The organism is Bradyrhizobium sp. CSA207 (assembly GCF_029051685.1).
Lineage (GTDB): Bacteria > Pseudomonadota > Alphaproteobacteria > Rhizobiales > Xanthobacteraceae > Bradyrhizobium.
In genome coordinates this window covers 1-10,404 of the sequence record NZ_JAACFT010000078.1, presented here as the reverse complement: position 1 = coordinate 10,404, position 10,404 = coordinate 1, and the positions used below count along the sequence as shown (strand labels likewise).

Sequence of the window (10,404 nt, the reverse complement as noted above, 5' to 3'; positions counted from 1 at the left end):
CTCGACGTTATGCGGTGCACCGCATAACGCGGATTATGCGTAGCGCGGGATTATGCGGAGTCGTTGGCTGATAGCCGGGGCTTTCCCGGGCTTTTGTGGCTGCGCCGCTCCGCATAATCCCGTGGAGAGAAGCCGCGGCGCCTCGCACGAGGTGAGGCGCCGCAGCGGCGCGGGTCAGCGCGACCAGACCAGCGCGTAGCCGTCATCGACCGCGACGAGGTTGGCATAGATCGGCGCCGGGAAGGACGGGTCGTCGAGCTTGACCGAGTGGTAGACGGTGTTGTCCTTGGAGGTCCGCTGCCACGCGGCACCTATCTCGACATTGCCGACCACCACGCGCAGGTTCGGAGCCTTCTCGTTCTCGGAGGGTTCGGCAGGAAGGAAGCGCGCCTTGAAGTTGAGCGAGAGCGTCTTGATGGTGCCGGTGTATGAGCCGTCTTCGGCGCGGGTGAAGGTGCCAATCTGAGCCATGGTAATCTCCTGTTGCTGTTCCCAAGCCCGCGACCATCGCGGCCTTGATGGCGATCTCTGAGCGCCGCAACGACCGGCCCGCAGCCTCTGGCCCGCAGCGCAGCGGAGGATGGCGGGCTGAGCGATCTTGTTGCCTCGCGAGGAATGCCGCCGCTTGGCGGCAGGGGAAGAAGATCGCGAACAAGCCATTGCGGGTAAAGGTCGGCGAGCGCAGTGAGCGTATTGTGGCGCGTGATCCGCCAGCAAAAGGCCGGTATGGACGTGGGCCAAACAGCCCGACAGGAGAGCAACGGCTCAAAGGCCTCGCCACCGCCGCGACGGCGACACCATCACGGCAAGCGCGATTGAGCCACAGCACTTTGCTTCGCCGATCCCAACCTAATGGAGAAGCGCTCGATTGCTCGTGCGGAACGGCGCGGTGATGCCGCGACGTCACAGCGCATCAAAGGTATTTCGTCGTAACGATCGGCTGCCCGACGCCTCTCACCCTGAAGGCAGAGGTGCTTTCTCCAACAGCGAGGCAATCAGCGCGTCTGGTGCCTTGAACCGTCCACGGCGCAGCGCCGGCGGAATGACCGCTTCCACCGCCTCCAGCTTTTCCGAGGGATCCATGCGGAGATAAACCTCCGTGGTGCGGATATCGGCGTGGCCAAGCCAGAGCGCGACCTTACGGATGTCGCCTGTGGCCTGCAACATCAGGACCGCACAACTGTGCCGCAGAAGGTGTGGCGATAGCGTGCGGCCGCTCAGGGTCGGGCATCGAGCCGCGGCGGCCTTTGCGTGCTTTTCGAGGATATACTCAAAGCCGGCGCGGGTCATTGCCATCCCTTGGGCGTTGACGAACAGCTCTGTCGCCGGCGGCTTTCCTCGCACTGATAGCCAAGCGCGCAGGTCGCGAGCGGTTTCCTTCCAGAGCGGAAGGCTGCGTTCGCGTCGGCCCTTGCCGAACACCAGGATGCTTGGCCTCGGTTGCAGCGTGACGTTTTCCAGGGTGAGGCCGACCAACTCGGAGACGCGCAGGCCGCCGGCGAAGCACAGATGCAACATCGCACGATCTCGTAGTCCGAGGCGTGTCGTCGTGTCGGGAGCATTGAGCACGGCGCGGATCTCGTCCATAGTCAGATGGCGGATGAGCTTCTGGTCATGACGCTTGCCTGGGATCGCATTGATCTGGGCGACCTGCTCCAAGGCGCTGGGATGCCGCAGCTCGACGTAGCGCATGAACGACTTGATCGCGGCGAGCCGCAGGTTGCGAGTCGCCGGACTATTGCCGCGGTCATGTTCGATGTGATGCAGGAACGCGACCACCATGTCTGCATCGATCTGCTCGAGCTGGAGCAGAGAGGGGCGCGTGTGCAGGCGCTGGGCAGCGAATGCGAACAACAGCTGGAAGCTGTACGCATAGGTCTCGCAGGAGTGCGGACTGTAGCCACGCTGCTGTGGCATGTGCTCGCGCATGAAGCTGGTGATGAGCGGGGCGATCGGCGTCATGCGACTTCCCCGGCGATCAGCGCCTCGGCAGCACCGGCAATATCGGCCATGAGGTCCGGCGTGGCTTCCAGATACCAGTAGGTATGCCGGATGTCCGCATGGCCGAGATAGGTGGCGAGAGCGACGAAGTCGCGCGCAACGTCATCACGACGCGTCGCGCATTGCTCCAGCACGCGCGTCGCGAAGGTGTGGCGCAGATCATGGATACGCGGACGTCGCGACCGATTCTGACCGACGTCAGCCTTGCGCAGGATCACATTGAAGTTGCTCTGGGCGGTCCGAAGCGACATCGGCTTGGCATCCACGGACAGGAACACATGGTCATCCATCCCGGCGAACCGCCGCCGTATCGCAAGATAGGCCCTCAGCGCCTCGACCACGCTGGGGTGCATCGGCACGAGCCGGCTCTTGTTGAACTTAGTCAGGCGGATGTGCAGCACGCCGTCGGGCAGTAGATCGTCTAACCTCAGGTTCAGAGCCTCGGAGATCCGCAGACCCGTCGACGCCAGCAGCCCGACCAGCATCACATAGACGTGGCGCCTGAGCGGGCTGGGCTTCTGGCGCCGCAGATTGCCCGCAGCGTCGAGCATGCGCGCCAGTTCCTCTGGCGTGTAGATATAAGGCGCAGGACGTGTTGCAGGGCTGCGGGGATGATGCGGCACTTCATGCTCGCGATCCTCCGCGTAGAGGAAGCGGCTAAAGAGCGCGATCTCCTGAAGCCGCCGCTGGTGACTGCGCGGGGTCGACGAGACGGCCGCCGCCCAGGCGATCGCGGTCTCGCGGCGAACGTGAGTATCGCCCCGGTCGACCGCATAACGCGCGAACGCGGTGAGGTGTCGGGCCGTCTTTGCGAGCTTGAAGCCGAGCGAGCGGCGCAGCTCGATGTAGCGATCAACATCATCGATCAGCATGGCGACCTCCCCGGCCAGGGCTGCGCGATGGCCGCCAGCAGCGCGATATCGACCTTGGCGTAATGCGCCGTCATCGCCTGCGATCGGTGGCGCAGCACCATGCTCACGCCTGGCAGGCTGACGCCGTGGCGGAGCATCGCCGTAGCCGCCGAGTGGCGCAGGATATGCGCACCCTTGTAACGGCTCTCGACGCCCGCGCGCTTGAGCGCACGCTTGACCAGGCATTTGACCGTGATGCGGTCGATTGGCCGCAGCGGCGCATATTCGGTGATGAACAGGGACGGTATGGCCAGTGCCGGCCGTCCGCGTTCGATGTAGGCGAGCAGCGCGTCGCCGATCTCCTGGGTGAGCGGCAGCAGTTCCTCGCGCCGGCCTTTGCCGCACAGGCGGATGCTGCCCTGGCGCCAGTCGATATCGTCGAAGCTGAGCCGCGCCACCTCGCTTGCCCGAAGCCCGAGCCGGACCAACAGCAGGATGATGGCTCGGTCGCGCAGGCGCCGCTCCCCGTCGCACGCACCGATGATCCGCGCGATATCGGCATCAGGCAGGAAGCGCGGGATCGATGCCAGCCGCCATCCCGCAACATTCGGCATGGCGTGGTCGAGCCCAGGCGGACATCGTCCTGTCGCGATCAGGAAGCGCAGGAACGCGCGGATGCCGACCGATATGCCCTTCATGCGCTCGACCGATACGGCCTTCGCACGTCCGATCATGTATGCCCGGATCGTCACGGCGTCGTAGGCCGTCGGGATATCCCCCAGCGCATCGACGAAGGGAGTAATCGTCCCAAGATACGCGGCGAGCGTCGTTTCAGCCAGGCCGCGCTGCTCGCCGGCCCAAGCCGCAAATTCGAGAACCAGTGGCGCCGCCGATTTGGTCGGTAATCGCGTCATCACGCCCTGATCCTCAAGGTAGGCGATGAACAGCTTGGCGCACTCGACCGCGTCCTTGTTGAGGTCGCCGCGGAAGCGCGGCCGATGTCCCGCTTCGATCAAGGCGAATGAGGCCGCATGCGCCTCACGGATCGAAGGGAGCGTGTAGCCTTCCCCGCGCGCCCAGTGCGTCCAGCTCGCAAGCAGCCGTGTCCTCTCGACGATGGTAAGTGGCGTGTATCGGCGCCCGCGGAGCCATTGAGCAAAGTCGGCCGCGTGGTCTGCCGCCATTCCCGCCTTCAATCGGTCCCAGACCGCGTTCTGACGGACATAGACACCTGTTGGCATGTCGCCCCCTTCTGCATGTGGAGGCTGGACTATGGTCGAGGTAGTTGCTGTTCGGAACGTCAGTCAGCGGTTGTGTTGGGCGCGCTCGTGCCGTGCGTGTCCGATTGGAGCCGGATGGTTCTCCGGGCGTGCCGTGATGCCCTGCGACCGACGGGCCTTGCTGGGCGGATCTGCCCCGAGATGCGGTCTGCGACCCGGCCTGTTCCCCGCAACAGCGTGCCGGCGATCTTCTTCCCCGCGGCTGCGCCGCTCCTCGCGCAGCAACAAGATCGCCGCACGCCGTCCTTCGCATGCGCTGCGGCGTGACGGTGCGGGTCGGCCGTCCCGGGGCTTTCGATCGCCACAAGGCCGCGATGGTCGCGGGCTTGAACACAGCACAGGAGATCCACCATGTCCCAGATCGGTTCGTTCACCCGCAGCAACGATGGCACCTACACCGGCACCATCAAGACGCTCGCGATCGATGCCAAGGCGCGCATCGTCCCCAGCGATCCCGCCTCCACCAGCGACAAGGCGCCAGACCTGCGCGTGATCGTATCAGGCGTCGAGATCGGTGCCGCCTGGCGCCGGACCTCGAAGGACAACCGCTCCTACCACTCGGTCAAGCTCGACGATCCGTCCTTCCCGGCGCCCATCTTCGCCAACCTCTTCGAAGGCGATGATGGGGAGTGTGCGCTGATCTGGTCGCGCTGACCCACAACGCGGCGTCTCGCAAACACGCGAGGCGCCGCGGACAGCGCCCCGTCATTATGCGGAGCGACACAGCGGCAAAAGCCCGGGAAAACCGCGGCTACCAGCCAACGACTCCGCATAATCCCGCGCTACGCATAATCTGTCTGGCCCACATAGCTGCGGTGGGGCGGCGCGCCGCGCTCGATCATTCCTTGCGGGACGATACCGCCCTTTGCGGCAGATTGTTTCTCTTTCTGCGCCGAACCGTGCCGACCTCTTGTTCAGCACAACCGAGATTCGCCAGTCTTCTCCTCAAGATCGCGGTTCAGCACGCAGACCACGTGGCCTCTTTGATGGCTTGATCTGGCCGAAGACCGGCTGCGCCTCGATCGTCTGAGCCGCAACGCCGTTGGAGCGACTTTCTTCCCCTGGGCTTGCGCCCATTCCTCGCGAGGCAAGAAAGTCGCTCCAACGGCGTCCTCCGCTGCGCTCCGGCCCGCGAGCGGGTGCGTCGCCGATCGTCTTCGGCCTCCAGATCGCCATCGAGGCCGCGGTGGTCGCGGGCTCGAAACACAACAGGAGAAGTGACATGGCTAACATCGGTTCCTTCAAGAAGGTCGGCAACGATTTCCAGGGCGAGATCATCACTCTGAGCCTGCAAGCCAAGGGCGTCCGCATCGTCGCAGAGACCAATCGCTCCAACGACAACGCGCCTAGCCATCGGGTCTACGTGGGACGCGCGGATTATGCGTAGCGCGGGATTATGCGGAGTCGTTGGCTGATAGCCGGGGCTTTCCCGGGCTTTTGTGGCTGCGCCGCTCCGCATAATCCCGTGGAGAGAAGCCGCGGCGCCTCGCACGAGGTGAGGCGCCGCAGCGGCGCGGGTCAGCGCGACCAGACCAGCGCGTAGCCGTCATCGACCGCGACGAGGTTGGCATAGATCGGCGCCGGGAAGGACGGGTCGTCGAGCTTGACCGAGTGGTAGACGGTGTTGTCCTTGGAGGTCCGCTGCCACGCGGCACCTATCTCGACATTGCCGACCACCACGCGCAGGTTCGGAGCCTTCTCGTTCTCGGAGGGTTCGGCAGGAAGGAAGCGCGCCTTGAAGTTGAGCGAGAGCGTCTTGATGGTGCCGGTGTATGAGCCGTCTTCGGCGCGGGTGAAGGTGCCAATCTGAGCCATGGTAATCTCCTGTTGCTGTTCCCAAGCCCGCGACCATCGCGGCCTTGATGGCGATCTCTGAGCGCCGCAACGACCGGCCCGCAGCCTCTGGCCCGCAGCGCAGCGGAGGATGGCGGGCTGAGCGATCTTGTTGCCTCGCGAGGAATGCCGCCGCTTGGCGGCAGGGGAAGAAGATCGCGAACAAGCCATTGCGGGTAAAGGTCGGCGAGCGCAGTGAGCGTATTGTGGCGCGTGATCCGCCAGCAAAAGGCCGGTATGGACGTGGGCCAAACAGCCCGACAGGAGAGCAACGGCTCAAAGGCCTCGCCACCGCCGCGACGGCGACACCATCACGGCAAGCGCGATTGAGCCACAGCACTTTGCTTCGCCGATCCCAACCTAATGGAGAAGCGCTCGATTGCTCGTGCGGAACGGCGCGGTGATGCCGCGACGTCACAGCGCATCAAAGGTATTTCGTCGTAACGATCGGCTGCCCGACGCCTCTCACCCTGAAGGCAGAGGTGCTTTCTCCAACAGCGAGGCAATCAGCGCGTCTGGTGCCTTGAACCGTCCACGGCGCAGCGCCGGCGGAATGACCGCTTCCACCGCCTCCAGCTTTTCCGAGGGATCCATGCGGAGATAAACCTCCGTGGTGCGGATATCGGCGTGGCCAAGCCAGAGCGCGACCTTACGGATGTCGCGTGTGGCCTGCAACATCAGGACCGCACAACTGTGCCGCAGAAGGTGTGGCGATAGCGTGCGGCCGCTCAGGGTCGGGCATCGAGCCGCGGCGGCCTTTGCGTGCTTTTCGAGGATATACTCAAAGCCGGCGCGGGTCATTGCCATCCCTTGGGCGTTGACGAACAGCTCTGTCGCCGGCGGCTTTCCTCGCACTGATAGCCAAGCGCGCAGGTCGCGAGCGGTTTCCTTCCAGAGCGGAAGGCTGCGTTCGCGTCGGCCCTTGCCGAACACCAGGATGCTTGGCCTCGGTTGCAGCGTGACGTTTTCCAGGGTGAGGCCGACCAACTCGGAGACGCGCAGGCCGCCGGCGAAGCACAGATGCAACATCGCACGATCTCGTAGTCCGAGGCGTGTCGTCGTGTCGGGAGCATTGAGCACGGCGCGGATCTCGTCCATAGTCAGATGGCGGATGAGCTTCTGGTCATGACGCTTGCCTGGGATCGCATTGATCTGGGCGACCTGCTCCAAGGCGCTGGGATGCCGCAGCTCGACGTAGCGCATGAACGACTTGATCGCGGCGAGCCGCAGGTTGCGAGTCGCCGGACTATTGCCGCGGTCATGTTCGATGTGATGCAGGAACGCGACCACCATGTCTGCATCGATCTGCTCGAGCTGGAGCAGAGAGGGGCGCGTGTGCAGGCGCTGGGCAGCGAATGCGAACAACAGCTGGAAGCTGTACGCATAGGTCTCGCAGGAGTGCGGACTGTAGCCACGCTGCTGTGGCATGTGCTCGCGCATGAAGCTGGTGATGAGCGGGGCGATCGGCGTCATGCGACTTCCCCGGCGATCAGCGCCTCGGCAGCACCGGCAATATCGGCCATGAGGTCCGGCGTGGCTTCCAGATACCAGTAGGTATGCCGGATGTCCGCATGGCCGAGATAGGTGGCGAGAGCGACGAAGTCGCGCGCAACGTCATCACGACGCGTCGCGCATTGCTCCAGCACGCGCGTCGCGAAGGTGTGGCGCAGATCATGGATACGCGGACGTCGCGACCGATTCTGACCGACGTCAGCCTTGCGCAGGATCACATTGAAGTTGCTCTGGGCGGTCCGAAGCGACATCGGCTTGGCATCCACGGACAGGAACACATGGTCATCCATCCCGGCGAACCGCCGCCGTATCGCAAGATAGGCCCTCAGCGCCTCGACCACGCTGGGGTGCATCGGCACGAGCCGGCTCTTGTTGAACTTAGTCAGGCGGATGTGCAGCACGCCGTCGGGCAGTAGATCGTCTAACCTCAGGTTCAGAGCCTCGGAGATCCGCAGACCCGTCGACGCCAGCAGCCCGACCAGCATCACATAGACGTGGCGCCTGAGCGGGCTGGGCTTCTGGCGCCGCAGATTGCCCGCAGCGTCGAGCATGCGCGCCAGTTCCTCTGGCGTGTAGATATAAGGCGCAGGACGTGTTGCAGGGCTGCGGGGATGATGCGGCACTTCATGCTCGCGATCCTCCGCGTAGAGGAAGCGGCTAAAGAGCGCGATCTCCTGAAGCCGCCGCTGGTGACTGCGCGGGGTCGACGAGACGGCCGCCGCCCAGGCGATCGCGGTCTCGCGGCGAACGTGAGTATCGCCCCGGTCGACCGCATAACGCGCGAACGCGGTGAGGTGTCGGGCCGTCTTTGCGAGCTTGAAGCCGAGCGAGCGGCGCAGCTCGATGTAGCGATCAACATCATCGATCAGCATGGCGACCTCCCCGGCCAGGGCTGCGCGATGGCCGCCAGCAGCGCGATATCGACCTTGGCGTAATGCGCCGTCATCGCCTGCGATCGGTGGCGCAGCACCATGCTCACGCCTGGCAGGCTGACGCCGTGGCGGAGCATCGCCGTAGCCGCCGAGTGGCGCAGGATATGCGCACCCTTGTAACGGCTCTCGACGCCCGCGCGCTTGAGCGCACGCTTGACCAGGCATTTGACCGTGATGCGGTCGATTGGCCGCAGCGGCGCATATTCGGTGATGAACAGGGACGGTATGGCCAGTGCCGGCCGTCCGCGTTCGATGTAGGCGAGCAGCGCGTCGCCGATCTCCTGGGTGAGCGGCAGCAGTTCCTCGCGCCGGCCTTTGCCGCACAGGCGGATGCTGCCCTGGCGCCAGTCGATATCGTCGAAGCTGAGCCGCGCCACCTCGCTTGCCCGAAGCCCGAGCCGGACCAACAGCAGGATGATGGCTCGGTCGCGCAGGCGCCGCTCCCCGTCGCACGCACCGATGATCCGCGCGATATCGGCATCAGGCAGGAAGCGCGGGATCGATGCCAGCCGCCATCCCGCAACATTCGGCATGGCGTGGTCGAGCCCAGGCGGACATCGTCCTGTCGCGATCAGGAAGCGCAGGAACGCGCGGATGCCGACCGATATGCCCTTCATGCGCTCGACCGATACGGCCTTCGCACGTCCGATCATGTATGCCCGGATCGTCACGGCGTCGTAGGCCGTCGGGATATCCCCCAGCGCATCGACGAAGGGAGTAATCGTCCCAAGATACGCGGCGAGCGTCGTTTCAGCCAGGCCGCGCTGCTCGCCGGCCCAAGCCGCAAATTCGAGAACCAGTGGCGCCGCCGATTTGGTCGGTAATCGCGTCATCACGCCCTGATCCTCAAGGTAGGCGATGAACAGCTTGGCGCACTCGACCGCGTCCTTGTTGAGGTCGCCGCGGAAGCGCGGCCGATGTCCCGCTTCGATCAAGGCGAATGAGGCCGCATGCGCCTCACGGATCGAAGGGAGCGTGTAGCCTTCCCCGCGCGCCCAGTGCGTCCAGCTCGCAAGCAGCCGTGTCCTCTCGACGATGGTAAGTGGCGTGTATCGGCGCCCGCGGAGCCATTGAGCAAAGTCGGCCGCGTGGTCTGCCGCCATTCCCGCCTTCAATCGGTCCCAGACCGCGTTCTGACGGACATAGACACCTGTTGGCATGTCGCCCCCTTCTGCATGTGGAGGCTGGACTATGGTCGAGGTAGTTGCTGTTCGGAACGTCAGTCAGCGGTTGTGTTGGGCGCGCTCGTGCCGTGCGTGTCCGATTGGAGCCGGATGGTTCTCCGGGCGTGCCGTGATGCCCTGCGACCGACGGGCCTTGCTGGGCGGATCTGCCCCGAGATGCGGTCTGCGACCCGGCCTGTTCCCCGCAACAGCGTGCCGGCGATCTTCTTCCCCGCGGCTGCGCCGCTCCTCGCGCAGCAACAAGATCGCCGCACGCCGTCCTTCGCATGCGCTGCGGCGTGACGGTGCGGGTCGGCCGTCCCGGGGCTTTCGATCGCCACAAGGCCGCGATGGTCGCGGGCTTGAACACAGCACAGGAGATCCACCATGTCCCAGATCGGTTCGTTCACCCGCAGCAACGATGGCACCTACACCGGCACCATCAAGACGCTCGCGATCGATGCCAAGGCGCGCATCGTCCCCAGCGATCCCGCCTCCACCAGCGACAAGGCGCCAGACCTGCGCGTGATCGTATCAGGCGTCGAGATCGGTGCCGCCTGGCGCCGGACCTCGAAGGACAACCGCTCCTACCACTCGGTCAAGCTCGACGATCCGTCCTTCCCGGCGCCCATCTTCGCCAACCTCTTCGAAGGCGATGATGGGGAGTGTGCGCTGATCTGGTCGCGCTGACCCACAACGCGGCGTCTCGCAAACACGCGAGGCGCCGCGGACAGCGCCCCGTCATTATGCGGAGCGACACAGCGGCAAAAGCCCGGGAAAACCGCGGCTACCAGCCAACGACTCCGCATAATCCCGCGCTACGCATAATCGA

At 64.8% G+C, this 10,404-nt stretch carries 10 protein-coding genes and 1 pseudogene; 3 read left to right on the top strand and 8 right to left on the bottom strand.

From position 1 onward, the window contains the following. Nucleotides 1-174: 174 nt before the first annotated feature. The 4 genes from GWG65_RS39715 to GWG65_RS39700 form a co-directional block, all read right to left on the bottom strand. Nucleotides 175-471 carry a DUF736 domain-containing protein gene (locus GWG65_RS39715; RefSeq protein ID WP_275200839.1) on the bottom strand — a complete coding sequence of 99 codons (297 nt, stop codon included), beginning with the start codon at nt 469-471 and terminating at the stop codon, nt 175-177. A 483-nt stretch (nt 472-954) separates the two neighbouring features. After that, on the bottom strand, nt 955-1,962 hold the full coding sequence (locus GWG65_RS39710) for a tyrosine-type recombinase/integrase (RefSeq protein ID WP_275200840.1): 1,008 nt from the start codon (nt 1,960-1,962) through the stop codon (nt 955-957). Further along, nucleotides 1,959-2,873 (bottom strand): tyrosine-type recombinase/integrase, encoded by a 915-nt coding sequence (locus GWG65_RS39705; protein WP_275200837.1) that lies wholly within the window; start codon nt 2,871-2,873, stop codon nt 1,959-1,961. The genes GWG65_RS39710 and GWG65_RS39705 overlap by 4 nt, the downstream gene beginning before the upstream one ends. Then, the gene (locus tag GWG65_RS39700; RefSeq protein ID WP_275200836.1) at nt 2,867-4,093 is read right to left on the bottom strand and encodes a tyrosine-type recombinase/integrase; all 1,227 of its coding nucleotides are present in this window, start codon (nt 4,091-4,093) and stop codon (nt 2,867-2,869) included. The genes GWG65_RS39705 and GWG65_RS39700 overlap by 7 nt, the downstream gene beginning before the upstream one ends. A 390-nt stretch (nt 4,094-4,483) precedes the next feature. Between GWG65_RS39700 and GWG65_RS39695 the strand changes: the two genes are divergently transcribed. Both GWG65_RS39695 and GWG65_RS39690 read left to right on the top strand, forming a co-directional pair. Further along, complete coding sequence (locus GWG65_RS39695) at nt 4,484-4,786, top strand: DUF736 domain-containing protein (RefSeq protein WP_275200835.1); 303 nt, start codon at nt 4,484-4,486, stop codon at nt 4,784-4,786. A gap of 568 nt (nt 4,787-5,354) precedes the next feature. Then, nucleotides 5,355-5,510: pseudogene (locus GWG65_RS39690) on the top strand (DUF736 family protein); the annotation flags it as partial. A 140-nt stretch (nt 5,511-5,650) separates the two neighbouring features. Here the strand turns inward: GWG65_RS39690 and GWG65_RS39685 are convergent. The 4 genes from GWG65_RS39685 to GWG65_RS39670 all read right to left on the bottom strand — a co-directional run bounded on the left by GWG65_RS39685 (nt 5,651) and on the right by GWG65_RS39670 (nt 9,569). Then, nucleotides 5,651-5,947: a DUF736 domain-containing protein gene (locus GWG65_RS39685; protein ID WP_275200839.1), complete on the bottom strand. Its 297-nt coding sequence runs from the start codon at nt 5,945-5,947 to the stop codon at nt 5,651-5,653. 483 nt (nt 5,948-6,430) lie between these two features. Then, a complete protein-coding gene (locus GWG65_RS39680) occupies nt 6,431-7,438 on the bottom strand; it encodes a tyrosine-type recombinase/integrase (protein ID WP_275200838.1) in 1,008 nt (335 codons plus the stop codon). Then, nucleotides 7,435-8,349 carry a tyrosine-type recombinase/integrase gene (locus tag GWG65_RS39675; RefSeq protein ID WP_275200837.1) on the bottom strand — a complete coding sequence of 305 codons (915 nt, stop codon included), beginning with the start codon at nt 8,347-8,349 and terminating at the stop codon, nt 7,435-7,437. The genes GWG65_RS39680 and GWG65_RS39675 overlap by 4 nt, the downstream gene beginning before the upstream one ends. After that, a complete protein-coding gene (locus GWG65_RS39670) occupies nt 8,343-9,569 on the bottom strand; it encodes a tyrosine-type recombinase/integrase (protein ID WP_275200836.1) in 1,227 nt (408 codons plus the stop codon). Before GWG65_RS39670 ends, GWG65_RS39675 begins: the two co-directional genes overlap by 7 nt. A gap of 390 nt (nt 9,570-9,959) precedes the next feature. Between GWG65_RS39670 and GWG65_RS39665 the strand changes: the two genes are divergently transcribed. Continuing rightward, on the top strand, nt 9,960-10,262 hold the full coding sequence (locus GWG65_RS39665) for a DUF736 domain-containing protein (RefSeq protein ID WP_275200835.1): 303 nt from the start codon (nt 9,960-9,962) through the stop codon (nt 10,260-10,262). Nucleotides 10,263-10,404: the final 142 nt, after the last annotated feature.

Bases quoted from the DNA above. Each gene is read 5' to 3' on its own strand.
- GWG65_RS39715 (WP_275200839.1), bottom strand. From the start codon at position 471: ATGGCTCAGATTGGCACCTTCACCCGCGCCGAAGACGGCTCATACACC.
- GWG65_RS39710 (WP_275200840.1), bottom strand. From the start codon at position 1,962: ATGACGCCGATCGCCCCGCTCATCACCAGCTTCATGCGCGAGCACATG.
- GWG65_RS39705 (WP_275200837.1), bottom strand. From the start codon at position 2,873: ATGCTGATCGATGATGTTGATCGCTACATCGAGCTGCGCCGCTCGCTC.
- GWG65_RS39700 (WP_275200836.1), bottom strand. From the start codon at position 4,093: ATGCCAACAGGTGTCTATGTCCGTCAGAACGCGGTCTGGGACCGATTG.
- GWG65_RS39695 (WP_275200835.1), top strand. From the start codon at position 4,484: ATGTCCCAGATCGGTTCGTTCACCCGCAGCAACGATGGCACCTACACC.
- GWG65_RS39685 (WP_275200839.1), bottom strand. From the start codon at position 5,947: ATGGCTCAGATTGGCACCTTCACCCGCGCCGAAGACGGCTCATACACC.
- GWG65_RS39680 (WP_275200838.1), bottom strand. From the start codon at position 7,438: ATGACGCCGATCGCCCCGCTCATCACCAGCTTCATGCGCGAGCACATG.
- GWG65_RS39675 (WP_275200837.1), bottom strand. From the start codon at position 8,349: ATGCTGATCGATGATGTTGATCGCTACATCGAGCTGCGCCGCTCGCTC.
- GWG65_RS39670 (WP_275200836.1), bottom strand. From the start codon at position 9,569: ATGCCAACAGGTGTCTATGTCCGTCAGAACGCGGTCTGGGACCGATTG.
- GWG65_RS39665 (WP_275200835.1), top strand. From the start codon at position 9,960: ATGTCCCAGATCGGTTCGTTCACCCGCAGCAACGATGGCACCTACACC.